Origin of the sequence: Escherichia sp. WS547, from assembly GCF_046486065.1 — a bacterium.
Taxonomy (GTDB): Bacteria; Pseudomonadota; Gammaproteobacteria; order Enterobacterales; family Enterobacteriaceae; genus Escherichia; species Escherichia coli.
Genome location: NZ_JBJQMA010000003.1, coordinates 107491 through 132709, shown reverse-complemented (window position 1 = coordinate 132709; position 25219 = coordinate 107491). Strand labels below are relative to the sequence as shown.

29 protein-coding genes are annotated in these 25219 nt (G+C 53.1%); 19 read left to right on the top strand and 10 right to left on the bottom strand.

What is annotated here, in order from left to right; genetic code table 11:
- Positions 1-8: 8 nt before the first annotated feature.
- From agaW to ACJHWK_RS04290, 10 genes are all read left to right on the top strand, one after another.
- Positions 9-788, top strand: coding sequence for a PTS N-acetylgalactosamine transporter subunit IIC (gene agaW / locus ACJHWK_RS04335; RefSeq protein ID WP_000406214.1), 780 nt, complete (start codon positions 9-11; stop codon positions 786-788).
- A complete protein-coding gene (agaE, locus tag ACJHWK_RS04330; RefSeq protein WP_001298314.1) occupies positions 778-1656 on the top strand; it encodes a PTS N-acetylgalactosamine transporter subunit IID in 879 nt (292 codons plus the stop codon). The genes agaW and agaE overlap by 11 nt, the downstream gene beginning before the upstream one ends.
- 17 nt (positions 1657-1673) lie before the next feature.
- Positions 1674-2108, top strand: coding sequence for a PTS galactosamine/N-acetylgalactosamine transporter subunit IIA (gene agaF, locus ACJHWK_RS04325; protein WP_000948824.1), 435 nt, complete (start codon positions 1674-1676; stop codon positions 2106-2108).
- Positions 2105-3238, top strand: coding sequence for an N-acetylglucosamine-6-phosphate deacetylase (nagA, locus tag ACJHWK_RS04320; protein ID WP_170886168.1), 1134 nt, complete (start codon positions 2105-2107; stop codon positions 3236-3238). The genes agaF and nagA overlap by 4 nt, the downstream gene beginning before the upstream one ends.
- A gap of 350 nt (positions 3239-3588) precedes the next feature.
- Positions 3589-4743, top strand: coding sequence for an AgaS family sugar isomerase (locus ACJHWK_RS04315; RefSeq protein ID WP_001521384.1), 1155 nt, complete (start codon positions 3589-3591; stop codon positions 4741-4743).
- A gap of 12 nt (positions 4744-4755) precedes the next feature.
- Positions 4756-5616: a tagatose-bisphosphate aldolase subunit KbaY gene (gene kbaY / locus ACJHWK_RS04310; protein ID WP_000022766.1), complete on the top strand. Its 861-nt coding sequence runs from the start codon at positions 4756-4758 to the stop codon at positions 5614-5616.
- Positions 5617-5782: 166 nt separating this feature from the next.
- Complete coding sequence (agaB, locus tag ACJHWK_RS04305) at positions 5783-6259, top strand: PTS galactosamine transporter subunit IIB (RefSeq protein WP_000098025.1); 477 nt, start codon at positions 5783-5785, stop codon at positions 6257-6259.
- 38 nt (positions 6260-6297) lie between these two features.
- A complete protein-coding gene (gene agaC / locus ACJHWK_RS04300; RefSeq protein ID WP_000544489.1) occupies positions 6298-7101 on the top strand; it encodes a PTS galactosamine transporter subunit IIC in 804 nt (267 codons plus the stop codon).
- Positions 7091-7882, top strand: a complete 792-nt coding sequence (gene agaD / locus ACJHWK_RS04295) for a PTS galactosamine transporter subunit IID (protein ID WP_000534351.1) — start codon at positions 7091-7093, stop codon at positions 7880-7882. Before agaC ends, agaD begins: the two co-directional genes overlap by 11 nt.
- The gene (locus ACJHWK_RS04290; protein WP_020233273.1) at positions 7883-8650 is read left to right on the top strand and encodes a galactosamine-6-phosphate isomerase; all 768 of its coding nucleotides are present in this window, start codon (positions 7883-7885) and stop codon (positions 8648-8650) included. It abuts the gene before it with no gap.
- A 49-nt stretch (positions 8651-8699) separates the two neighbouring features.
- On the opposite strand, the gene rsmI is transcribed toward ACJHWK_RS04290, so the two are convergent.
- Complete coding sequence (gene rsmI, locus ACJHWK_RS04285; protein WP_000809258.1) at positions 8700-9563, bottom strand: 16S rRNA (cytidine(1402)-2'-O)-methyltransferase; 864 nt, start codon at positions 9561-9563, stop codon at positions 8700-8702.
- A gap of 64 nt (positions 9564-9627) precedes the next feature.
- On the opposite strand from rsmI, the gene lpoA reads away from it, so the two are divergent.
- From lpoA to dolP, 4 genes are read left to right on the top strand one after another with little or no spacing between them, the layout of a single operon-like run.
- Entirely contained in the window at positions 9628-11664 is a 2037-nt protein-coding gene (lpoA, locus tag ACJHWK_RS04280; protein WP_001521387.1) for a penicillin-binding protein activator LpoA, read from the top strand.
- Positions 11622-12017: a YraN family protein gene (locus tag ACJHWK_RS04275; protein ID WP_001521388.1), complete on the top strand. Its 396-nt coding sequence runs from the start codon at positions 11622-11624 to the stop codon at positions 12015-12017. Before lpoA ends, ACJHWK_RS04275 begins: the two co-directional genes overlap by 43 nt.
- A gap of 19 nt (positions 12018-12036) precedes the next feature.
- A complete protein-coding gene (gene diaA / locus ACJHWK_RS04270) occupies positions 12037-12627 on the top strand; it encodes a DnaA initiator-associating protein DiaA (protein ID WP_001158035.1) in 591 nt (196 codons plus the stop codon).
- Positions 12628-12636: 9 nt separating this feature from the next.
- On the top strand, positions 12637-13212 hold the full coding sequence (dolP, locus tag ACJHWK_RS04265) for a division/outer membrane stress-associated lipid-binding lipoprotein (RefSeq protein ID WP_000646047.1): 576 nt from the start codon (positions 12637-12639) through the stop codon (positions 13210-13212).
- 112 nt (positions 13213-13324) lie between these two features.
- On the opposite strand, the gene ACJHWK_RS04260 is transcribed toward dolP, so the two are convergent.
- Positions 13325-14365 (bottom strand): permease, encoded by a 1041-nt coding sequence (locus ACJHWK_RS04260; protein ID WP_001521390.1) that lies wholly within the window; start codon positions 14363-14365, stop codon positions 13325-13327.
- Positions 14366-14437: 72 nt separating this feature from the next.
- Complete coding sequence (locus ACJHWK_RS04255; RefSeq protein ID WP_000084526.1) at positions 14438-15073, bottom strand: NAD(P)H-binding protein; 636 nt, start codon at positions 15071-15073, stop codon at positions 14438-14440.
- A gap of 127 nt (positions 15074-15200) precedes the next feature.
- Here ACJHWK_RS04255 and yhbO point away from each other — a divergent pair, with 127 nt between their 5' ends.
- The gene (gene yhbO, locus ACJHWK_RS04250) at positions 15201-15719 is read left to right on the top strand and encodes a protein/nucleic acid deglycase (protein ID WP_000037605.1); all 519 of its coding nucleotides are present in this window, start codon (positions 15201-15203) and stop codon (positions 15717-15719) included.
- Here the strand turns inward: yhbO and ACJHWK_RS04245 are convergent.
- Positions 15699-16142, bottom strand: a complete 444-nt coding sequence (locus ACJHWK_RS04245; protein WP_001521391.1) for a YhbP family protein — start codon at positions 16140-16142, stop codon at positions 15699-15701. The genes yhbO and ACJHWK_RS04245 overlap by 21 nt on opposite strands.
- A gap of 49 nt (positions 16143-16191) precedes the next feature.
- Here ACJHWK_RS04245 and yhbQ point away from each other — a divergent pair, with 49 nt between their 5' ends.
- Entirely contained in the window at positions 16192-16494 is a 303-nt protein-coding gene (gene yhbQ, locus ACJHWK_RS04240) for a DNA damage response exodeoxyribonuclease YhbQ (protein ID WP_000189309.1), read from the top strand.
- Here yhbQ and ACJHWK_RS04235 read toward each other — a convergent pair.
- Positions 16481-16984: a GNAT family N-acetyltransferase gene (locus ACJHWK_RS04235; protein ID WP_000908554.1), complete on the bottom strand. Its 504-nt coding sequence runs from the start codon at positions 16982-16984 to the stop codon at positions 16481-16483. The two genes, yhbQ and ACJHWK_RS04235, sit on opposite strands and share 14 nt — an antisense overlap.
- Positions 16978-17502, bottom strand: coding sequence for an SCP2 domain-containing protein (locus ACJHWK_RS04230; protein ID WP_001306019.1), 525 nt, complete (start codon positions 17500-17502; stop codon positions 16978-16980). The genes ACJHWK_RS04235 and ACJHWK_RS04230 overlap by 7 nt, the downstream gene beginning before the upstream one ends.
- A gap of 208 nt (positions 17503-17710) precedes the next feature.
- Here ACJHWK_RS04230 and ACJHWK_RS04225 point away from each other — a divergent pair, with 208 nt between their 5' ends.
- From ACJHWK_RS04225 to ACJHWK_RS04215, 3 genes are all read left to right on the top strand, one after another.
- Positions 17711-18706, top strand: coding sequence for a peptidase U32 family protein (locus tag ACJHWK_RS04225; protein WP_001298771.1), 996 nt, complete (start codon positions 17711-17713; stop codon positions 18704-18706).
- An 8-nt stretch (positions 18707-18714) separates the two neighbouring features.
- Positions 18715-19593, top strand: coding sequence for a U32 family peptidase (locus ACJHWK_RS04220; RefSeq protein ID WP_020233277.1), 879 nt, complete (start codon positions 18715-18717; stop codon positions 19591-19593).
- Between the two features lie 80 nt (positions 19594-19673).
- Positions 19674-20681 (top strand): luciferase-like monooxygenase, encoded by a 1008-nt coding sequence (locus tag ACJHWK_RS04215; RefSeq protein ID WP_000130415.1) that lies wholly within the window; start codon positions 19674-19676, stop codon positions 20679-20681.
- Between the two features lie 117 nt (positions 20682-20798).
- Here the strand turns inward: ACJHWK_RS04215 and mtr are convergent, their stop codons facing one another.
- The 4 genes from mtr to nlpI all read right to left on the bottom strand — a co-directional run bounded on the left by mtr (position 20799) and on the right by nlpI (position 25150).
- Positions 20799-22043: a tryptophan permease gene (gene mtr / locus ACJHWK_RS04210; RefSeq protein ID WP_170886169.1), complete on the bottom strand. Its 1245-nt coding sequence runs from the start codon at positions 22041-22043 to the stop codon at positions 20799-20801.
- Between the two features lie 153 nt (positions 22044-22196).
- On the bottom strand, positions 22197-24086 hold the full coding sequence (deaD, locus tag ACJHWK_RS04205; RefSeq protein ID WP_001295553.1) for an ATP-dependent RNA helicase DeaD: 1890 nt from the start codon (positions 24084-24086) through the stop codon (positions 22197-22199).
- Positions 24079-24159 carry a protein YrbN gene (yrbN, locus tag ACJHWK_RS04200; protein ID WP_010723222.1) on the bottom strand — a complete coding sequence of 27 codons (81 nt, stop codon included), beginning with the start codon at positions 24157-24159 and terminating at the stop codon, positions 24079-24081. Before yrbN ends, deaD begins: the two co-directional genes overlap by 8 nt.
- Before the next feature lie 106 nt (positions 24160-24265).
- Entirely contained in the window at positions 24266-25150 is an 885-nt protein-coding gene (gene nlpI, locus ACJHWK_RS04195; protein WP_000802080.1) for a lipoprotein NlpI, read from the bottom strand.
- Between the last annotated feature and the right edge of the window lie 69 nt (positions 25151-25219).

Below are 25219 nucleotides of genomic sequence, written 5' to 3'. Positions count from 1 at the left end.
GATTCATCATGGAAATCAGTCTGTTGCAGGCATTCGCGTTGGGCATTATCGCCTTTATCGCTGGCCTGGATATGTTTAACGGCTTAACCCATATGCACCGCCCGGTGGTCCTCGGCCCATTGGTCGGGCTGGTACTTGGCGATCTGCATACCGGTATTTTAACCGGCGGTACGCTGGAACTGGTGTGGATGGGGCTGGCCCCGCTGGCAGGCGCACAACCGCCTAACGTGATTATCGGTACTATCGTCGGCACGGCGTTTGCCATTACTACTGGCGTGAAACCCGATGTCGCGGTCGGTGTCGCCGTACCTTTCGCTGTCGCAGTACAGATGGGGATTACCTTCCTGTTCTCGGTGATGTCTGGCGTGATGTCCCGCTGCGACCGGATGGCGGAGAACGCCGATACACGCGGCATTGAACGCGTGAACTATCTGGCATTGCTGGCACTCGGCACTTTCTATTTTCTCTGCGCTTTCCTGCCTATCTACTTCGGCGCAGAACATGCCAAAACCATCATTGATGTCCTGCCGCAACGATTAATCGACGGCCTCGGCGTCGCGGGCGGCATCATGCCAGCAATCGGTTTTGCCGTGCTGCTGAAAATCATGATGAAAAACGTCTACATCCCCTACTTCATCCTGGGCTTTGTTGCCGCAGCCTGGCTCAAGTTACCTGTGCTGGCTATTGCTGCCGCCGCGCTGGCGATGGCGCTGATCGACCTGCTGCGTAAATCTCCTGAACCGACTCAACCTGCGGCACAGAAAGAGGAATTTGAAGATGGCATCTAATCAAACCACCCTGCCGAACGTCAGTGAAAACGAAGAAACACTGCTGACTGGCGTCAATGAAAACGTGTATGAAGATCAGAGCATTGGCGCGGAGCTGACGAAAAAAGATATCAACCGCGTCGCCTGGCGTTCCATGCTGTTACAAGCGTCTTTTAACTACGAACGTATGCAGGCTTCTGGCTGGTTGTACGGTCTGCTGCCTGCTCTGAAAAAGATCCACACTAATAAACGCGACCTGGCGCGCGCCATGAAAGGGCATATGGGTTTCTTCAATACCCATCCGTTTCTGGTGACGTTTGTTATCGGCATTATCCTTGCGATGGAGCGTTCTAAGCAGGACGTTAACAGTATTCAGAGCACCAAAATTGCCGTCGGTGCGCCGCTCGGCGGGATTGGCGATGCGATGTTCTGGCTAACGCTACTGCCGATTTGTGGCGGGATAGGCGCAAGCCTCGCGCTACAAGGCTCTATTCTTGGCGCTGTCGTCTTTATTGTGCTGTTCAACGTGGTGCACCTGGGGCTGCGTTTTGGTCTGGCGCATTATGCTTACCGCATGGGCGTGGCGGCGATTCCACTCATTAAAGCAAATACCAAAAAAGTCGGCCATGCGGCATCTATCGTTGGGATGACGGTAATCGGCGCGCTGGTGGCAACCTATGTTCGTTTAAGCACCACGCTGGAAATCACCGCGGGCGACGCAGTGGTTAAGTTACAGGCTGATGTTATCGACAAACTGATGCCAGCCTTCTTACCGCTGGTCTACACCCTGACCATGTTCTGGCTGGTACGCCGCGGCTGGAGTCCGCTGCGCCTGATTGCGATTACCGTGGTTCTCGGCATCGTCGGTAAATTCTGCCATTTCCTTTAAATACAATGAGGTATTAGATGTTAAGTATTATTTTGACAGGGCATGGCGGATTTGCCAGCGGCATGGAAAAAGCAATGAAGCAAATCCTCGGCGAGCAATCGCAGTTTATTGCCATCGATTTTCCCGAAACCTCAAGCACCGCGCTGCTTACATCGCAGCTTGAAGAGGCCATCGCCCAACTCGATTGTGAAGACGGCATTGTTTTTCTGACGGATTTGCTGGGCGGCACGCCGTTTCGCGTAGCTTCAACGCTGGCGATGCAAAAACCGGGCTGTGAAGTGATCACCGGCACCAATTTGCAACTGCTACTGGAGATGGTGCTGGAGCGCGAAGGGTTAAGCGGTGAAGAGTTCCGTGTGCAGGCGCTGGAGTGTGGACATCGTGGGCTGACCAGTCTGGTGGACGAGTTAGGCCGCTGCCATGAAGAATGTCCGGTCGAGGAAGGAATATGACACACGTTCTGCGCGCCAGAAGGCTGCTGACTGAAGAGGGATGGCTCGATGACCATCAGTTGCGTATTGCTGACGGTGTAATCGCAGCAATCGAACCGATTCCAGTGGGCGTGACTGAACGCGATGCGGAACTGCTCTGCCCCGCTTACATCGACACCCATGTACATGGTGGTGCGGGCGTTGATGTAATGGATGACGCGCCGGATGTGCTCGACAAGCTGGCAATGCACAAAGCACGCGAAGGTGTCGGCAGTTGGTTACCGACCACCGTAACCGCGCCGCTTAATACCATTCATGCGACGCTGAAACGTATTGCTCAACGTTGCCAACGCGGCGGACCTGGTGCGCAAGTGCTGGGGAGTTATCTCGAAGGACCGTACTTCACGCCGCAGAATAAAGGCGCGCATCCGCCGGAGCTGTTTCGCGAGCTGGAAATTGCCGAGCTGGATCAATTGATTGCCGTTTCTCAGCACACCTTGCGCGTGGTAGCGCTGGCACCGGAAAAAGAAGGGGCATTGCAGGCCATCCGCCATCTTAAACAGCAAAACGTACGGGTGATGCTGGGGCATAGCGCGGCGACCTGGCAACAAACCCGTGCCGCGTTTGACGCTGGTGCCGACGGCCTGGTGCATTGCTATAACGGGATGACAGGTTTACATCACCGCGAACCGGGAATGGTTGGCGCGGGATTAACGGACAAGCGCGCCTGGCTGGAACTGATAGCCGATGGTCATCATGTGCATCCGGCGGCGATGTCGCTGTGTTGTTGCTGTGCGAAAGAGAGAATCGTGCTGATCACCGACGCGATGCAGGCAGCCGGGATGCCGGATGGTCGCTATACGTTATGTGGCGAAGAAGTGCAGATGCACGGTGGCGTTGTCCGTACCGCGTCCGGTGGACTGGCGGGCAGTACGCTGTCTGTTGATGCGGCAGTGCGCAATATGGTCGAGTTGACGGACGTAACGCCTGCGGAAGCCATCCATATGGCGTCGCTGCATCCGGCGCGTATGCTGGGTGTTGATGATGTTCTGGGATCGCTTAAACCGGGCAAACGCGCCAGCGTCGTTGCGCTGGATAGCGGGCTGCATGTGCAACAAATCTGGATTCAGGGTCAATTAGCTTCGTTTTGATGGTTTGCTCCTTTATTGGGCCTTCACTTCCCCCGTAAGGCCTTTCTTTTTCTTTCTTTTTGATCTGTGCAGCGGTGTCGGATGCGACGCTGACGCGTCTTATGCGACCTACGGTACGCCGCATCCGGCAATCGGTGCACATAGCAACGTCATCATGCAATTCTTTAATCTTCCCTTGTCTTTTCTTTCAACGATCACAAATTTCGTTTTATTTCTTTTTTCTCCATTGAACTTTCAGTTTCTTTTCTATAGATTTTAATCAACGAAAGACATCACCAAATGAAATGAAACGAAAGGTAAGCGAAAGCGACAACGCCCGACGTCAAGTTCATCAGACTAAGGATTGAGTTATGCCAGAAAATTACACCCCTGCTGCTGCCGCAACCGGTACATGGACTGAAGAAGAGATCCGCCATCAGCCTCGCGCATGGATCCGTTCACTCACCAACATCGACGCGCTACGTTCCGCGCTCAATAACTTCCTTGAACCGTTACTGCGCAAAGAGAATCTGCGGGTAATCCTGACCGGAGCCGGAACCTCGGCATTTATCGGTGACATCATCGCGCCGTGGCTCGCCAGCCATACCGATAAAAACTTCAGCGCCGTACCGACCACCGATCTGGTCACCAATCCGATGGACTACCTGAATCCAGCTCATCCACTGCTGTTGATCTCCTTCGGTCGATCCGGCAACAGCCCGGAAAGCGTCGCCGCCGTGGAACTGGCAAATCAATTTGTACCCGAGTGCTATCACCTGCCGATCACCTGCAACGAAGCGGGCGCTCTTTACCAAAACGCGATCAACAGCGACAACGCGTTTGCCCTGCTGATGCCCGCAGAAACGCACGATCGCGGCTTTGCGATGACCAGCAGCATTACCACCATGATGGCCAGCTGCCTCGCGGTTTTCGCACCTGAGACGATCAACAGCCAGAGCTTCCGCGACGTGGCGGATCGTTGCCAGGCGATCCTGACCTCACTGGGCGATTTCAGCGAAGGTGTGTTTGGTTACGCACCGTGGAAACGGATCGTTTATCTCGGCAGCGGTGGCTTACAGGGCGCAGCACGCGAGTCGGCGCTGAAAGTACTGGAACTGACGGCGGGTAAACTGGCGGCCTTTTATGATTCCCCGACCGGATTCCGTCATGGCCCGAAATCGCTGGTCGATAACGAAACGCTGGTGGTGGTATTTGTCTCCAGCCACCCTTACACCCGCCAGTATGATCTTGATCTGCTGGCTGAACTTCGTCGTGACAACCAGGCAATGCGCGTAATCGCTATCGCCGCGGAAAGCAACGACGTTATTACCGCCGGTCCACATATCATCCTGCCGCCGTCACGTCACTTTATCGACGTTGAGCAGGCATTTTGCTTCCTGATGTACGCCCAGACGTTTGCACTGATGCAGTCGCTGCACATGGGCAATACGCCGGATACCCCATCAGCCAGTGGCACCGTTAACCGCGTGGTGCAAGGCGTAATCATTCATCCGTGGCAGGCATAAGAGGATCGCATTATGAGCATTATCTCCACCAAATATCTGTTACAGGACGCCCAGGCCAATGGCTACGCGGTGCCTGCCTTTAACATTCATAACGCCGAGACGATCCAGGCGATCCTCGAAGTGTGCAGTGAAATGCGATCGCCGGTGATCCTCGCCGGAACGCCGGGGACCTTTAAACATATCGCGCTGGAAGAGATCTACGCCCTGTGTAGCGCCTATTCCACAACCTACAACATGCCACTGGCGCTGCATCTCGACCACCACGAATCGCTGGATGATATTCGCCGTAAAGTCCACGCAGGCGTGCGCAGTGCGATGATCGACGGCAGCCACTTCCCGTTTGCCGAGAACGTAAAGCTGGTGAAATCGGTTGTCGACTTCTGCCACTCACAGGATTGCAGCGTGGAAGCAGAACTGGGCCGCCTGGGCGGTGTTGAAGATGACATGAGCGTTGACGCCGAAAGTGCATTCCTGACCGATCCACAAGAAGCTAAACGCTTTGTCGAACTGACTGGCGTCGACAGCCTGGCGGTAGCGATTGGTACGGCGCACGGCTTATACAGCAAAACGCCGAAGATTGATTTCCAGCGGCTGGCGGAAATTCGTGAAGTGGTGGATGTTCCTCTGGTGCTGCATGGTGCCAGCGATGTCCCGGATGAATTTGTCCGTCGCACTATTGAACTTGGCGTCACAAAAGTGAACGTTGCCACAGAATTAAAAATAGCCTTCGCTGGCGCGGTTAAAGCCTGGTTTGCGGAAAATCCGCAGGGTAATGATCCTCGTTATTATATGCGCGTCGGTATGGATGCGATGAAAGAAGTTGTCAGAAATAAAATTAATGTCTGTGGTTCAGCGAATCGAATTTCAGCATAATCATTAGTTTTTTATGATTTATCCCAATGTACTTCCCGATTAATATCGGGGAGTGCCTTAATGGTAAAGGAGATAACTAAACCTTAATAAATACATCAGTACAATACCGCAACAATAATATATTTAAAAAGATTATATTATTCAACTTTATGGTGAGGATTACACAATGAGCAGTCCAAATATTCTCTTAACCCGTATTGATAACCGTCTGGTTCACGGTCAGGTTGGCGTGACCTGGACATCCACCATCGGTGCGAATCTGCTGGTAGTCGTGGATGATGTTGTCGCTAACGATGATATTCAACAGAAATTAATGGGTATTACCGCAGAAACCTACGGCTTTGGCATTCGTTTCTTTACTATCGAAAAAACCATTAACGTCATCGGCAAAGCTGCACCGCATCAGAAGATCTTCCTGATTTGCCGCACGCCACAAACGGTACGTAAATTGGTAGAAGGTGGCATTGACCTGAAAGATGTCAACGTCGGCAATATGCATTTCTCGGAAGGGAAAAAGCAAATCAGCAGTAAAGTTTATGTCGATGACCAGGATCTCACGGACTTACGTTTTATTAAACAACGTGGCGTGAATGTTTTCATTCAGGACGTCCCTGGCGATCAAAAAGAACAAATCCCTGACTAAATCTAAAATCGCCTTAATATTGGTTTGAGGTAATAAAAATGCATGAAATAACCCTACTTCAGGGATTATCCCTGGCGGCGTTAGTTTTCGTTCTGGGGATTGATTTTTGGCTGGAAGCCTTATTTTTATTCCGCCCGATAATCGTTTGTACCCTAACTGGCGCTATTCTCGGTGATATTCAGACTGGCTTAATTACCGGTGGTCTGACAGAGTTGGCTTTCGCCGGATTAACCCCTGCAGGTGGTGTTCAGCCGCCCAACCCGATTATGGCGGGTCTGATGACCACTGTCATTGCATGGTCTACGGGCGTTGATGCCAAAACGGCAATTGGTCTTGGCCTGCCGTTTAGTTTGTTAATGCAGTACGTCATTCTGTTCTTCTATTCCGCTTTCTCATTATTTATGACCAAAGCCGATAAATGCGCAAAAGAGGCGGATACGGCAGCGTTTTCCCGACTTAACTGGACAACGATGCTCATCGTCGCTTCAGCGTATGCGGTGATTGCTTTCCTCTGTACTTACCTGGCACAGGGGGCGATGCAGGCGCTGGTGAAAGCGATGCCCGCCTGGCTGACCCACGGCTTTGAAGTGGCTGGCGGTATTCTGCCTGCCGTTGGTTTTGGCTTGCTGCTGCGCGTGATGTTCAAAGCGCAATATATCCCTTACCTGATCGCCGGTTTCCTGTTTGTTTGCTACATCCAGGTCAGCAACCTGTTGCCGGTTGCCGTACTGGGCGCAGGCTTTGCGGTGTATGAGTTTTTCAATGCGAAATCCCGGCAGCAAGCGCAACCGCAGCCCGTTGCCAGTAAAAATGAAGAAGAGGACTACAGCAATGGGATCTGAAATCAGTAAAAAAGATATCACCCGTCTGGGCTTTCGTTCGTCACTGCTGCAAGCGAGCTTTAATTACGAAAGGATGCAGGCGGGCGGTTTTACCTGGGCGATGTTGCCGATCCTGAAAAAGATTTATAAGGACGACAAACCGGGCCTAAGCGCGGCGATGAAAGATAACCTCGAATTTATTAATACCCACCCGAATCTGGTCGGATTCCTGATGGGGTTATTAATTTCGATGGAAGAAAAAGGAGAAAACCGCGACACCATTAAAGGCCTCAAAGTAGCACTGTTTGGCCCAATCGCCGGGATTGGCGATGCGATTTTCTGGTTTACCTTATTGCCGATTATGGCGGGAATTTGCTCATCATTTGCCAGCCAGGGAAACTTGCTGGGGCCGATTCTATTTTTCGCCGTTTACCTGCTTATCTTTTTCCTGCGCGTCGGCTGGACCCACGTCGGTTATTCAGTCGGCGTGAAGGCGATCGATAAAGTGCGAGAGAACTCGCAGATGATTGCTCGCTCGGCAACCATCCTCGGGATCACGGTAATCGGCGGGCTGATCGCTTCGTATGTGCATATTAACGTGGTGACATCGTTTGCCATCGACAGTACCCACAGCGTCGCGCTGCAACAGGATTTCTTCGATAAAGTCTTCCCGAACATTTTACCGATGGCCTACACCCTGCTGATGTATTACTTTCTGCGGGTGAAAAAAGCGCATCCGGTGCTGTTAATCGGCGTGACTTTTGTGCTCTCTATTGTTTGTTCCGCATTCGGCATTTTGTAAATGGAACGAGGCACTGCGTCTGGTGGTGCCTCTTTACTTAAGGAATTTCATCCTGTGCAAACCCTTCAGCAAGTTGAAAACTATATGGCGTTAAGTGAACGTGCCAGCGAATATTTATTGGCCGTGATCCGTAGCAAACCGGATGCCGTGATTTGCCTGGCGACCGGAGCCACGCCATTACTGACGTATCATTATCTGGTAGAAAAAATCCACCAGCAGCAGGTTGATGTCAGCCAGCTCACCTTCGTGAAGCTCGACGAATGGGTGGATCTGCCATTAACTATGCCTGGTACCTGCGAAACTTTCCTGCAACAGCATATCGTGCAGCCGCTGGGGCTGCGTGAAGACCAGCTCATCAGCTTTCGCTCCGAAGAGATAAATGAGACAGAGTGCGAACGGGTAACGCACCTGATTGCGCGCAAAGGCGGTCTGGATTTATGCGTTCTCGGGTTGGGGAAAAACGGTCATCTTGGGCTGAACGAACCGGGAGAAAGCCTGCAACCGGCCTGCCATATCAGTCAACTTGATGCCAGAACACAGCAACATGAGATGTTAAAAACCGCGGGCCGTCCCGTGACTCGTGGGATCACCTTAGGCCTGAAGGATATTCTCAATGCCCGCGAAGTTTTGTTACTGGTGACTGGCGAAGGAAAGCAGGATGCGACAGAACGTTTTCTCACGGCTAAAGTCTCTACCGCTATCCCGGCTTCATTTTTATGGCTGCATAACTATTTCACATGCATGATTGATGAGATGTGTCGTCGTTAACTCGCCTGCTACAGGCGTTGCAACGCTATTCCTGCTGCGACGCCTGTAATCACTCTCCCTGCTGCTCCAGTGCATACTTATACAGCGCATTTTTCTTCACGCCGTGAATTTCTGCTGCCAGCGCCGCCGCTTTTTTCAGCGGCAGTTCTGCCTGTAGCAGCGCCAGCGTGCGCAGGGCATCAGCAGGCAGGTCATCTTCCTGCGCTTTATGGCCTTCGACAATCAGCACCATTTCGCCTTTGCGACGGTTTTCATCTTCTTTGACCCACGCCAGCAGCTCGCCAACGGGCGCGCCGTGAATGGTTTCCCAGGTTTTGGTCAGCTCACGCGCCAGAACGACGTAGCGGGATTCGCCTAATACCGCAACGATATCTTCCAGGCTATCTAACAGACGGTGGGTAGATTCATAAAAAATCAGCGTGCGCGGCTCCGCTTCAATGGCTTTTAGCGCATCACGGCGGCCTTTTGATTTGGCAGGTAAAAAGCCTTCATAACAAAAACGATCGGATGGTAAACCCGCGGCGCTTAACGCAGTGATAGCAGCACACGGCCCGGGTAGCGGCACCACGCGAATCCCCGCTTCACGGCAGGTACGCACCAGATGGTAGCCAGGATCGTTAATTAGCGGCGTTCCGGCATCGGAAACCAGCGCAATGTTTTGCCCCTCTTGCAGCTTCGCCAGCAGCGTTTCGGCTTTTTGTTGTTCGTTATGGTCGTGCAGCGCAAACAACCGAGCATTAATCCCAAAATGTTGCAGCAATAAACCGGTGTGACGCGTATCCTCGGCGGCAATCAGATCAACGGCCTGTAATACCTCCAACGCACGCTGGGTGATATCCGCCAGATTGCCGATTGGCGTCGGTACAATGTAAAGCTGGCCCTGAGAATTATCCGCCGATTGGTGTTGTTTCATTGTGTCGTCCGTATTGCCGATTTAATATTGAGCATTGCGTAAAAAAAATATCACTGGATACATTATGGTACCCTCAACATTTTCTCGTTTGAAAGCCGCGCGTTGTCTGCCTGTTGTTCTGGCAGCCCTGATTTTCGCCGGTTGTGGCACCCATACTCCCGATCAGTCCACTGCTTATATGCAGGGCACGGCGCAGGCTGATTCTGCCTTTTACCTGCAACAGATGCAGCAAAGTTCTGATGATACCAGGATCAACTGGCAATTACTCGCCATTCGTGCACTGGTGAAAGAAGACAAAACCGGGCAGGCGGTTGAGTTGTTTAACCAACTACCGCAAGAACTGAACGATTCTCAGCGTCGCGAGAAAACACTGCTGGCGGCAGAGATTAAACTGGCGCAGAAAGATTTTGCTGGCGCGCAAAACTTGCTGGCGAAAATCACACCTGCAGATTTAGAACAAAACCAGCAAGCGCGTTACTGGCAGGCAAAAATCGATGCCAGCCAGGGGCGTCCTTCCATTGATTTACTGCGCGCGTTAATTGCTCAGGAACCGCTGCTCGGCGCGAAAGAAAAACAGCAGAATATTGACGCCACCTGGCAGACGCTCTCCTCCATGACTCAGGAACAGGCGAATACGCTGGTGATCAACGCCGACGAAAATATTCTGCAAGGCTGGCTGGATCTGCAGCGCGTCTGGTTTGATAACCGTAACGATCCCGACATGATGAAAGCCGGGATCGCCGACTGGCAGAAACGTTATCCGAACAACCCGGGCGCGAAAATTCTGCCAACGCAGTTGGTTAACGTAAAAGCGTTTAAACCAGCCTCGACCAACAAAATCGCCCTGCTGTTGCCGCTGAATGGCCAGGCAGCGGTATTTGGTCGCACTATTCAGCAAGGCTTTGAAGCGGCGAAAAATATCGGCACTCAGCCAGTGGCGGCTCAGGTAGCTGCCGCACCTGCCGCAGACGTAGCAGAACAACCTCAGCCGCAAACCGTGGATGGCGTTGCCAGCCCGGCACAAGCCTCGGTTAGCGATCTGACCGGTGAACAACCTGCGGCCCAGCCGGTGCCTGTAAGCGCCCCGGCGGCAACCACCGCAGCGGTAAGCGCACCCGCGAATCCATCCGCAGAGCTGAAAATCTACGATACATCATCACAACCACTTAGCCAGATCTTAAGCCAGGTTCAACAGGATGGCGCGAGTATTGTGGTCGGTCCGTTGCTGAAAAATAACGTTGAAGAGTTGCTGAAGAGCAACACCCCGCTGAACGTGCTGGCACTGAACCAGCCGGAGAACATCGAAAACCGCGTCAATATTTGTTACTTCGCGCTTTCACCGGAAGACGAAGCGCGCGATGCAGCGCGTCATATTCGTGACCAGGGTAAACAAGCGCCGCTGGTGCTGATCCCACGCAGTTCATTGGGCGATCGCGTAGCCAATGCGTTTGCGCAAGAGTGGCAGAAACTGGGTGGCGGCACCGTTCTGCAACAAAAATTTGGTTCCACCAGCGAATTACGCGCGGGTGTTAACGGCGGTTCTGGTATTGCTTTAACGGGTAGCCCGATTACTCCCAGAGCGACAACCGACTCCGGCATGACGACCAACAATCCAACGCTGCAAACCACGCCAACCGATGACCAGTTCACCAATAATGGCGGTCGTGTCGATGCGGTGTACATTGTGGCAACGCCGGGTGAAATCGCTTTTATCAAACCGATGATCGCCATGCGTAACGGTAGCCAGAGCGGTGCAACGCTGTACGCCAGTTCCCGCAGCGCACAAGGCACCGCAGGCCCGGATTTCCGTCTGGAGATGGAAGGCTTGCAGTACAGCGAAATCCCGATGCTGGCAGGCGGTAATCTGCCGTTAATGCAGCAGGCGCTCAGCGCGGTGAACAACGATTATTCGCTGGCTCGCATGTATGCGATGGGCGTCGATGCCTGGTCGTTGGCAAATCATTTCTCACAAATGCGCCAGGTTCAGGGTTTTGAAATCAACGGTAATACCGGAAGTCTGACGGCTAACCCGGATTGCGTGATTAACAGGAAGTTATCATGGCTACAGTACCAACAAGGTCAAGTAGTCCCCGCCAGTTAACCACCAAACAGACCGGCGATGCGTGGGAAGCACAAGCGCGTCGCTGGCTGGAAGGCAAAGGACTGCGGTTTATCGCCGCTAACGTGAACGAGCGTGGCGGCGAGATCGATCTGATAATGCGTGAAGGCCGGACCACCGTTTTTGTCGAGGTGCGTTACCGCCGCTCTGCGCTTTATGGCGGCGCGGCAGCCAGTGTGACCCGCAGCAAACAACACAAATTATTACAGACTGCCCGCTTGTGGCTCGCGCGTCATAATGGGAGTTTTGATACTGTGGATTGCCGGTTCGATGTGGTAGCCTTCACCGGGAATGAGGTTGAGTGGATTAAGGATGCCTTTAATGACCACTCATAATTAAGGTTTAAGGATTAGCGTGCAAGAAAGAATTAAAGCTTGCTTCACTGAAAGCATTCAAACTCAAATTGCGGCGGCAGAGGCGCTTCCGGATGCCATCTCGCGTGCAGCCATGACGCTGGTTCAGTCTCTGCTCAATGGCAACAAAATCCTCTGTTGTGGTAATGGAACTTCCGCTGCCAATGCACAGCATTTTGCTGCCAGCATGATCAACCGTTTCGAAACGGAGCGGCCCAGCTTACCTGCCATTGCACTAAATACTGATAATGTTGTCTTAACGGCGATTGCCAACGATCGCTTACATGATGAAGTGTATGCAAAACAGGTGCGGGCGCTGGGTCATGCGGGAGATGTATTGTTAGCCATTTCCACCCGTGGCAACAGCCGCGATATTGTAAAAGCGGTAGAAGCTGCCGTTACGCGTGATATGACCATTGTGGCATTAACCGGCTATGACGGCGGTGAACTTGCAGGTTTGTTAGGGCCACAGGATGTGGAGATCCGCATTCCTTCGCATCGTAGTGCTCGCATTCAGGAAATGCATATGCTGACGGTAAATTGCCTGTGCGATCTGATCGATAACACGCTTTTCCCTCACCAGGATGTTTAAGGAGAATACATGAAGGCATTATCGCCAATCGCAGTCCTTCTTTCCGCGCTGCTGTTGCAAGGTTGTGTTGCCGCTGCCGTAGTGGGTACCGCTGCTGTAGGTACCAAAGCCGCAACTGACCCACGCAGTGTCGGCACCCAGGTGGACGATGGTACCCTGGAAGTGCGCGTAAACAGCGCATTGTCGAAAGACGAACAGATTAAGAAAGAAGCGCGCATTAATGTAACGGCCTATCAGGGCAAAGTGCTGCTGGTTGGGCAGTCACCAAACGCTGAACTTTCGGCTCGCGCCAAACAGATTGCTATGGGCGTAGACGGTGCCAACGAAGTGTATAACGAGATTCGTCAGGGCCAGCCGATTGGTCTGGGCGAAGCGTCTAACGATACGTGGATCACCACCAAAGTGCGTTCGCAGCTCTTAACCAGCGACCTGGTGAAATCGTCCAACGTGAAAGTGACCACCGAAAACGGTGAAGTGTTCCTGATGGGGCTGGTGACTGAACGTGAAGCGAAAGCGGCGGCAGATATTGCCAGCCGGGTAAGCGGCGTGAAGCGGGTAACCACAGCGTTTACGTTTATTAAATAGCAGCCCTTGTAATGCCTGATGCGACGCTTGCCGCGTCTTATCAGGCCTACAACGATGCAAACTGTAGGTCGAATAACGCGTTTACGCCGCATCCGACATGTTTTCCCTCAAATCAAACCAACAGCGCCAGCCCGCCGACAATCACACCTGACACTGCCACCATCGCCCCCGTCAGCCATAAGGCTTTCGCCGGGAACGCTTTACGCAACATAATCAGTGACGGCAAACTCACCGCCGGGAGCGTCATCAACAATGCCAGCGCCGGAGCGATTCCCATGCCTGCCAGCATCATCGTTTGTACAATTGGAATTTCTGCTGCCGTGGGAATGACAAACAAGCATCCCGCTACCGCCATCGCAATCACCCACATCAGGCTGTTATCGACAGCACCATCAGCATGGGGGAATAACCAGACGCGAGCGGCACCCAACACCAGTACTGCAAGGATGTAAACCGGGATCGTACTCCAGAAAAGCGTCCATAGCGCCCTGCCCCAGCGGCTAAAAAATCCGCCCTGCGCTTCCGGTATGTCAATTTCGACCGGTGCCTGCGTTTGCGGTGTTTCACGCACCCATTTTTGCACCAGCGTCGCAATCAGCAACACCATCACCAGCCCCGCCACCAGACGAATCGCCGCAAACCCCCAGCCGAGGACAAACCCCATAAACACCAGCGTCGCCGGGTTTAACAACGGATTCCCCATCCAGAATGCCAGCGCACCGCCCATCGATACCTGTTGGCGACGCATTCCCGCCGCGACCGGAGCCGCACAGCAGGTACACATCATACCCGGCAGCGAAAACAGCGTTCCCAGCAGCGTGCCGCGAAAGCGCGATTGCCCAAGCGTACGCAGCAACCAGTCACGCGGGATCAGCACCTGAATCAACGAACCGAGGATCACCCCCAGCACCGCCGCTTTCCATACCGCGAGGAAATAGATCATCGCGTAATCCAACGCCGCCTGCCACGGATTAGCATCCGCCTGCGCAAGGATAGATTTACCGATACTGTGGGTTTCGGCAGCAGTAAACGCTTTGCCGTAGTAAGGTTGCCATTTCACATACCAGAGACCAGCAATGACAACGAGAAAGAAAAGCGCGGGTTTCCACCACTGAATGGGCGTTGCCGCCTGAGATGAAGACTGACCAGTCATAGCATTCCCCAGGAATAAGATATGATAATTGAGCGCGTGAATATTACGCTCGCTATCAATTCTTGGGAATAATTATTCAGCTCTTTTGCGTAATTCTGAAGAGCTTAAAATCGTCACACCTTCATGCTCAGGCCGCATCGCCTCTGCCAGCATGACCCGCGCCACGTCTCTCGCATCAATGGATTTCCAGTTACCGGGTAACAAACGGAATAGAGGCGCAAAAAGCGTTTCGTTCATCCGCTGTTTGCTACGATCGCCCAGTAACATCGACGGGCGAGCAATGGTCAATTTCGGCCAGTTCTGGGCGATTAATGCTTCTTCCATCTCCCCTTTGACGCGGTTATAGAAAAACGGCGAGTGGGCATTAGCACCCATAGCACTGACCACCAGCATATGCTGCGCACCGAGCCGCCGCCCGGTTAATGCGGTATCCACCACCAGCGTGTAATCGGCATGAATAAACGCCTCTTTACTCCCCGCTTCTCGCCGCGTGGTGCCGAGACAACAAAACACAATGTCGATGGGATCGGTGACCTGCGCCAGCGCGTCAGTCAGTTGCGGATCATGGGGATTAAACACCCCGGGCATATCGCCCAACGGACGTCGCGTCGGCGCGGCTATGGCGTTAACTTTCGGTTCGTTAATCAACATCCGCAGCAGGTGACCGCCCACCAGCCCCGTTGCGCCTGTAATCAGTACCTGACTCATCTTCGCTCCTTTACAGAATTGTCTGCCTTGCGCTCCACGGCTCATGCACCAGGCTTAATAGACCATGAGGTAATTATCCCCGATTGTGGGAAATTCGCCTCATCCAATGCAACATCGCGGAGGAAGCATGAGTAAGAAAATTGCCGTTTTAATCACTGATGAATTTGAGGATTCAGAATTTACTTCACCCGCAGACGAGTTCCGTAAAGCCGGACACGAAGTGATTACCATTGAAAAACAAGCGGGTAAAACGGTGAAAGGCAAAAAAGGAGAAGCCAGCGTGGCCATCGATAAATCCATCGATGAAGTGACGCCCGCAGAGTTCGATGCCCTGCTGCTACCGGGCGGTCATTCACCAGATTATCTGCGTGGCGACAACCGTTTTGTCACCTTCACCCGCGATTTTGTGAACAGTGGCAAACCTGTTTTCGCCATCTGTCACGGTCCCCAGTTGCTGATCAGCGCCGATGTGATCCGTGGTCGTAAGCTGACCGCCGTTAAACCAATCATTATTGATGTTAAAAACGCGGGCGCGGAATTTTACGATCAGGAAGTGGTGGTCGATAAAGATCAGCTGGTTACCAGCCGCACACCGGACGATCTGCCAGCGTTTAACCGCGAGGCATTACGCCTGCTCGGTTCCTGAGTTACGTAGCCAGATCATTTTTTTACCAAAGCCCAGCGTGTTGTCGGTGAATTTGATTTCATCAAGCCGGATTTCCCACACCGGGGCCGACAGCATTCTGGCAACCGGAAAGCGACGATTGTACGCCTGGCGTGCGAGGTCGCTTTCCTCACCTTCAAGCCTGCGGATCTCGCCTTTAAATTGCATGCCGCGAATTAACGCTACCGTTTTCGGCTGACCGTTTACCGTTCCGGCAACTGCCGCCTGCGGCCCACTCATCTGCGCGTGGCGCGTTTTTTCTTCCGTCAAAATGTAGAAGGCGACTTTCTGCGCATCAAAAAGATAAAAGGCATTAGCGCACCAGAGTTCCCCTTCCTGCTGCACACACCAGGTGACAACATGTTGTTTTGCCAGCCAACGGCTGATGGCGGTGAGTGTTTCCATAGCTGTTCTCTTTTATACTGTGGCCTGACCTTAACATGCGACGCAGACGATGACACCCTGGTTTCTTTACTTGATCCGTACCGCCGACAATAAGCTTTATACCGGGATCACCACAGATGTCGAACGCCGCTATCAGCAGCACCAAAGCGGCAAAGGGGCGAAAGCACTGCGCGGGAAAGGAGAACTAACGCTGGCGTTTTCCGCGCCAGTGGGCGATCGTTCACTGGCACTACGGGCGGAATATCGCGTTAAGAAACTGACCAAACGGCAAAAAGAGCGTCTGGTAGCGGAAGGCGCAGGGTTTGCAGAGCTGTTGAGCAGCCTGCAAACCCCGGAGATTAAAAGCGATTGAAGTGCTCGTGATACTCAACCAGACCGGTTACGCCGTTCAGCGCGTCATCCGCTAAACGATGTACCTGGAAGGCGCTTTCAGTGCCCGGCCAGCGGCAACGCAGATCGTGATGCGCCGCCAGCTCAAAGCCGAAACGACTGTACAGCGCCGGATCGCCCAGCGTCACCACTGCGGCATAGCCGAACTCATTAAGCGAATCGAGTCCTTCATAGACCAGTTGGCGTGCCAGCCCCTGTCCACGGTATTTTTCATCAACCGCCAACGGTGCCATGCCGACCCATTGCAGGTCTTCGCCCTGCACATCAACCGGACTAAATGCCACATAGCCAATGACCTGACCTTCGTCATCTGTCGCCACCAGCCCCAGCGTCAGAAAGCCATCTTCACGCAGATCGTGAACCAGCTTCGCTTCCGCATCACTTTCGAATGAACGACGCAGCAGGGCATCAATACCCGGCGCATCAATGGGAATTTCTACTCGAATTAGCATGGTTCACCTACCGATGTCTGTTTGGTTTCAGGCGCGGTTTTCATTCCCGCCTCAACAAAATCCGCCAGTTGCAGCAGCATCATGCGTAAGGCTTTCGGCATTTGCTCCAGTTCAATGGCGTCCATCAGGTTTTTCACATACAGCCCCAGCTCCGTATCGCCTTCAATCGCCAGCCGACGCTGGAAGAAGAGCGTATCCGGATCTTGTTTACGCGCCGCAATCATCAGCAGATCGCTGGCGTCGGCACTAAAACTCACATCAGCTTGCGCGTTCTGGCTAACGACCAGTTTGCCATTCACCACCGAGGTAAACCATTGCAGGTCAATATCACGCACATGAATACTTAACCAGCGGCCTTCAAGAAACTCCAGCTCGCCATCATCCAGCGCCTGACGGAATTGCCAGCTTAAGACCTGCTCAAGAACCTGGCGTTTTAGCGCAAATGGCGTCAGTTTTACCGGTACACTCAACAGAGATGGCCCCAAATGCACAATACGGGAACGCAGTTTATCCAACACGAGTTTTACTCCCTGTTTCAACAATCATCCTATTTTGCCATATCAGAAAAATAACATAGCGGTATAAATCAACAATTCCATATGAAATTGCTGCTACCACCAATACAACTTTAACTGCCTTAAATCAAAAATTGTCGCAGCAAGGTTAACTAAAATCCCAGTTCGTTAACATTTTTGCGCTTTGATAGCGCAACCTTCAGGAAAAATTATGGAGCTGCTCTGCCCTGCCGGAAATCTCCCGGCGCTTAAGGCGGCCATCGAAAACGGCGCAGATGCTGTTTATATCGGGCTAAAAGATGATACTAATGCCCGTCACTTCGCCGGCCTTAACTTTACCGAGAAAAAATTGCAGGAAGCGGTGAGTTTTGTCCATCAACATCGCCGCAAACTTCACATCGCGATTAACACTTTTGCGCATCCGGACGGTTACGCCCGCTGGCAGCGCGCCGTGGATATGGCGGCGCAGCTGGGTGCCGACGCGCTGATCCTCGCCGACCTCGCCATGCTGGAGTACGCCGCCGAGCGTTACCCGCATATTGAACGTCACGTATCGGTGCAGGCTTCGGCGACCAATGAAGAGGCGATTAACTTTTATCATCGCCATTTTGACGTTGCACGCGTGGTGCTGCCGCGCGTGTTGTCGATTCATCAGGTGAAACAACTGGCGCGGGTCACGCCTGTACCACTGGAAGTATTCGCTTTCGGCAGCCTGTGCATTATGTCGGAAGGCCGTTGCTATCTGTCGTCGTATCTGACGGGTGAGTCGCCCAACACTGTGGGTGCGTGTTCTCCGGCCCGTTTCGTGCGCTGGCAGCAAACGCCGCAGGGGCTGGAATCCCGCCTGAACGAAGTGCTGATCGACCGTTATCAGGACGGCGAAAACGCAGGTTATCCGACGCTGTGTAAAGGGCGTTATCTGGTGGACGGCGAGCGCTATCACGCGCTGGAAGAACCCACCAGTCTCAATACCCTGGAACTGCTGCCGGAGTTAATGGCGGCGAATATCGCTTCGGTGAAAATTGAAGGCCGCCAGCGTAGCCCGGCGTATGTCAGCCAGGTGGCAAAAGTCTGGCGTCAGGCTATCGACCGTTGTAAGGCCGATCCGCAAAACTTCATACCGCAAAGCGCGTGGATGGAGACGCTCGGGTCGATGTCCGAAGGCACGCAGACCACCCTTGGCGCGTATCACCGTAAATGGCAGTGAGAAGAGCAATGAAATATTCCTTAGGGCCAGTGCTGTGGTACTGGCCAAAAGAGACGCTGGAAGAATTTTATCAGCAGGCCGCCACCAGCAGCGCCGACGTGATTTATCTTGGTGAAGCGGTCTGTAGCAAGCGCCGGGCAACCAAAGTTGGCGACTGGCTGGAGATGGCAAAATCGCTCGCCGGAAGTGGTAAGCAGATTGTGCTCTCCACGCTGGCGCTGGTGCAGGCATCCTCCGAACTGGGCGAACTGAAACGCTATGTTGAGAACGGTGAGTTTCTGATTGAAGCCAGCGATCTCGGCGTGGTGAATATGTGCGCTGAACGCAAACTGCCGTTCGTCGCCGGGCACGCGCTGAACTGCTACAACGCGGTGACACTGAAAATATTGCTCAAACAGGGCATGATGCGCTGGTGTATGCCGGTGGAGCTATCCCGCGACTGGCTGGTGAATCTGCTTAATCAGTGCGATGAGCTGGGCATTCGCAACCAGTTTGAAGTGGAAGTCCTGAGCTACGGTCATCTGCCGCTGGCCTACTCCGCCCGCTGCTTTACCGCGCGTTCGGAAGACCGCCCGAAAGATGAGTGTGAAACCTGCTGCATTAAGTATCCGAACGGGCGCAACGTGCTATCGCAGGAAAACCAACAAGTGTTTGTACTCAATGGCATTCAGACCATGAGCGGCTACGTTTACAACCTCGGTAACGAGCTGACATCCATGCAGGGGCTGGTCGATGTGGTCCGCCTGTCACCGCAGGGTACTGACACTTTCGCGATGCTCGACGCCTTCCGCGCTAATGAAAATGGCGCGGCACCACTGCCGTTGACGGCAAACAGCGATTGTAACGGCTACTGGCGGCGGCTGGCCGGGCTGGAGCTGCAAGCGTAAGTATATAGCTCACTTTGTTAACAACTTTAACTACTCTTTAATGCAGTATTAAAGATTAATCGGTAACAAAGTGAGCTGTTATGACTGATAAAACCATTCCGTTTTCGCTACTCGATCTGGCCCCTATTCCCGAAGGTTCTTCAGCGCGAGAAGCGTTCTCCCACTCTCTCGACCTCGCCCGTCTGGCTGAAAAGCGCGGCTATCATCGCTACTGGCTGGCTGAACACCACAATATGACCGGTATTGCCAGTGCTGCAACATCAGTATTGATTGGCTATCTGGCGGCGAATACCACTACGCTGCATCTGGGGTCTGGCGGCGTGATGTTGCCTAATCACTCACCATTGGTGATCGCCGAACAGTTCGGCACGCTTAATACGCTCTATCCGGGGCGAATCGATTTGGGGCTGGGTCGTGCTCCGGGTAGTGACCAGCGAACCATGATGGCTCTACGTCGTCATATGAGCGGCGATATTGATAATTTCCCCCGCGATGTCGCGGAGCTGGTGGACTGGTTTGACGCCCGCGATCCCAATCCGCATGTGCGCCCGGTACCGGGCTATGGCGAGAAAATCCCCGTGTGGTTGTTAGGCTCCAGCCTTTACAGCGCGCAACTGGCGGCGCAGCTTGGTCTGCCGTTTGCGTTTGCCTCACACTTCGCGCCGGATATGTTGTTCCAGGCGCTGCATCTTTATCGCAGCAACTTCAAACCGTCGGCACGGCTGGAAAAACCGTATGCGATGGTGTGCATCAATATTATCGCCGCCGACAGCAACCGCGACGCTGAATTTCTCTTTACCTCAATGCAGCAAGCCTTTGTGAAGCTGCGCCGTGGCGAAACCGGGCAACTACCGCCGCCGATTCAAAATATGGATCAGTTCTGGTCACCGTCCGAGCAGTATGGCGTGCAGCAGGCGCTGAGTATGTCGCTGGTGGGTGATAAAGCGAAAGTGCGTCATGGCTTGCAGTCGATCCTGCGCGAAACCGACGCCGATGAGATTATGGTTAACGGGCAGATTTTCGACCACCAGGCGCGCCTGCATTCGTTTGAACTGGCGATGGATGTTAAGGAAGAGTTGTTGGGATAGTGTGTCTTAACGCGGGAAGCCTTATCCGAGCTGGCAACGCTGTCCTACGTAGGACTGATAAGCGAAGCGCATCAAGCATTGTGTAGGCAGCAGAAATGTCGGATAAGGCACCGCTGATTACTGATACACCGGCAGCAAATTAAAGCTCGATAAAATATGCACCAGTGCGTTGCCGACGCCAAATACCAGAATCAGCGCAATCATCGGCTTGCCGCCCCAGACGCGGAATTTCGGGCTGCCAAAGCGTTTACGCGATGCGCGGGCCAACAGCGCCGGTACAATTGCCGCCCAGATAGTAGCTGCTAAGCCAGCATAGCCAATGGCGTACAGGAATCCGTTCGGGAACAGAAGTCCCCCAACAACAGGCGGGGCAAAGGTCAGCAACGCTGTTTTCAAGCGGCCCATAGCCGAGTCATCGAAACCAAACAGATCTGCCAGATAGTCAAACAAACCCAGCGTTACGCCGAGGAACGAACTCGCTACCGCAAAGTTTGAGAAGACGACCAGCAGCAGATCCAGGCTACGGCTGTTCAGCACGCCGCTTAACGCCTGTACCAGCACATCAATATTACCGCCCTTCTCGGCGATGCCGATAAACTCCGGACGAGGGATGTTGCCCATCGTCGCCAGCAACCAGATGGTATACAGCGCCAGCGCCATCAGCGTACCGTACACCAGGCATTTCACGATGGTTTTCGGATCTTTGCCGTAATACTTCATCAGGCTCGGCACGTTACCGTGATAACCAAACGATGCCAGACAGAATGGCAGTGTCATCAGCAGATACGGCGCATAAGACGCATTGCTTTCGACGACGTTGAACAATGTCGCAGGCTGTACATGCCCCAGCAGGCTGCCGAAGGTGAGGAAGAAAGTAATGACTTTCGCCCCCAGCACAATTGCTGTCATCCGGCTGACAGCTTTCGTACTCAACCACACCACGAACGCTACCAGCAGTGCAAAACCAAATCCAGCTGCCCGTGCAGGGACGTTCAGCGACATCTCCGCGAAGGTGTGATGCAGAATCGAACCGCTGGCAGAAATATAGGCGTAAGTCAGGATATAGAGCACAAAGGCAATGGAAATGCCGTTGACTACGTTCCAGCCTTTGCCCAGCAAATCTTTGGTGATGGTGTCAAAGCTAGAACCGATTCGATAATTCAGGTTAGCTTCCAGAATCATCAAGCCGGAATGCAGCATACAGAACCAGGTAAAGATCAGCGCCGCCATTGACCAGAAGAACCACGCCCCGGACATGACCACAGGCAGAGAAAACATCCCTGCGCCAATAATGGTGCCGCCGATGATCACCACGCCGCCAAGCAGCGACGGTGACGTTTGGGTGGTGGTTAGTGTTGCCATGAGGGCTTCTCTCCAGTGAAAAATAGTGCGACTGCGTTGTTATGCACTGCACTGTACCAGTACACGAGTACAAAAGACAGAAAAAAAGCCCCGATGGTAAAAATCGGGGCTGTATATATTATTTTACAGATTGTGTTCGCTGTTTAGCGAAGATTACGCATCACCACCGAAACGACGACGACCGGTAGAGTCATCACGACGCGGAGCGCGGCCTTCACGACGTTCGCCGCTAAAACGACGACCATCACCACGACCACCTTCACGGCGTTCACCGCTGAAGTTACGACCGCCTTCACGACGTTCGCCACCGAAACCACGACCACCGCCACGACGCTCACCGCCAGTATGCGGCTGTGCATCGCCCAGTAACTGCATGTTCATCGGCTTGTTGAGAATGCGAGTGCGCGTAAAGTGTTGCAGCACTTCACCCGGCATACCTTTCGGCAGTTCGATGGTGGAGTGAGAAGCAAACAGCTTGATGTTACCAATGTAACGGCTGCTGATGTCACCTTCGTTAGCAATCGCGCCAACGATATGACGAACTTCAACACCATCATCGCGGCCCACTTCAATGCGGTACAGCTGCATATCGCCAACATCACGACGTTCACGACGCGGACGATCTTCACGGTCACCACGCGGGCCACGGTCGTTACGATCGCGCGGACCACGATCATCACGGTCACGGAATTCACGTTTCGGACGCATCGGCGCATCTGGCGGAACAATCAGAGTACGTTCACCCTGTGCCATTTTCAGCAGTGCGGCGGCCAGAGTTTCGAGATCCAGCTCTTCACCTTCTGCCGTCGGCTGAATTTTGCTCAGCAGTGCACGGTATTGATCCAGATCGCTGCTTTCCAGCTGCTGCTGTACTTTAGCGGCGAATTTTTCCAGACGACGTTTGCCCAGCAGTTCTGCGTTCGGCAGTTCAACTTCCGGAATGGTCAGCTTCATGGTGCGTTCAATGTTACGCAGCAGACGACGCTCACGGTTCTCAACGAACAGCAGCGCACGGCCAGCACGGCCCGCACGACCGGTACGACCGATACGGTGAACGTAAGACTCAGAATCCATCGGGATATCGTAGTTAACCACCAGGCTGATACGCTCAACGTCCAGGCCACGGGCCGCAACGTCGGTCGCAATCAGGATGTCCAGACGACCGTCTTTCAGGCGTTCCAGAGTCTGTTCACGCAGCGCCTGGTTCATGTCACCGTTCAGCGCGGCGCTGTTGTAGCCGTTACGCTCAAGAGCTTCAGCCACTTCCAGAGTCGCATTTTTGGTACGAACGAAGATAATCGCCGCATCAAAATCTTCCGCTTCCAGGAAACGTACCAGTGCTTCGTTTTTACGCATACCCCAGACAGTCCAGTAGCTCTGGCTGATGTCAGGACGGGTAGTCACGCTGGACTGAATGCGCACTTCCTGCGGCTCTTTCATAAAGCGGCGGGTAATGCGACGAATCGCTTCCGGCATGGTTGCAGAGAACAGAGCGGTCTGATGACCTTCCGGGATCTGCGCCATAATGGTTTCAACGTCTTCGATGAAGCCCATGCGCAGCATTTCGTCAGCTTCATCCAGAACCAGACCGCTCAGTTTAGAGAGGTCCAGAGTGCCACGTTTCAGGTGGTCCAGCAGACGGCCCGGAGTACCGACAACGATCTGCGGCCCCTGACGCAGGGCGCGTAATTGCACGTCATAACGCTGGCCGCCGTACAGGGCAACCACGTTTACGCCGCGCATGTGTTTAGAGAAATCCGTCATTGCTTCAGCAACCTGTACCGCCAGTTCGCGGGTCGGTGCCAGCACCAGAATCTGTGGTGCTTTCAGCTCAGGATCAAGATTCTGCAGCAGAGGTAAAGAGAATGCTGCAGTTTTTCCGCTCCCCGTCTGGGCCATACCCAGAACGTCGCGGCCATTCAGCAGATGTGGAATACACTCTGCCTGAATTGGAGATGGTTTTTCGTAACCCAGATCGTTAAGGGCTTCAAGGATAGGAGCCTTCAGGCCCAGATCTGCAAAAGTGGTTTCGAATTCAGCCATGTAGTACGTGTGCCTCAAAATTAATGGCGGCCAGTCTACATAACTCATCATGAAATTGATCAGCAATTTTCATTGAAAAGTGTGAACCGGCTCAAAGTAGGTGTATTAACGAACAACAACGCCCTCACCCGTTAAGGTGATGGCAATCAAAAAAGATTACGGGCTGATGTGTACGTCAGCTATTGCTGGTCCGATTCTGCCAGGTCATCTTGGTCCTGGCCCAGGAGCGATAATTCCAACAATGCGTATCGGTGCTCAACAAAGTTATGAACGTTGTTGGCAACCGCCAGTTTGAACAGTGCCGTGGCGCTGTCCAAATCCCCCAGACTTAGGTAGTACTTACCTAAATAGAAGTTGGTTTCACTGAGATGCTCAGCGAGCGAGGTGTTATCCGTTGCGTCCGCCTTGAGCCTTTCCATTAACGTTTGTTCGCTAATGTTGCCCAGGTAGAACTCGACAATGTTCCATCCCCACTGTTCCTTATCCGATTTTTCGAAGTGCTGTTTCAACACTTCTTTAGCCTGCTTCTCATCGAGCTTCTGCTCGGCGAGATAAAGCCACAGACTACGGAAAGGATCATTGGGATCGTCTTGATAAAACGCCAGCAGATCATCTTGCGCTAACTTGTCACGACCGCCGTAATATAATGCGATCCCGCGATTCAAGTGCGCGTAGTTGTAAGTTGGATCAAGCTCAAGTACAGAATCAAACGCTTCATAGGCAGCATCAAAATTGCCTGCCTGCGTTAAATATATGCCTAAGTAATTGAATACTTCAGGCATATCCGGTCGGATTGCCAGCGCTTGCGAAAAATCGTTACGCGCTAATGCCCTCAGACCGAGACTATCATACAACACTCCGCGCTCATATAAAAGCTGTGCGCGTTCGTCATCGGTTAAAGCCCGACTGGCAAGGATTTGTTCCATACGTGCCAGAATCACTTCCTGCTGTAAAGTCGGTTGCAATGGTACCGCGAGGACTTCACTTTTACGCCAGGAAGTATTACTGCATCCTGCAAGCGTAAGTGCTGTCGCAACGAAACACCAGCGCAAAAAAGGCTTCATTTCCCACTCCCGAAGACCACGGTTGAATGAACGTCCTGTTCCCGGTTGCTAACAAGGCGTCCTGCCCGG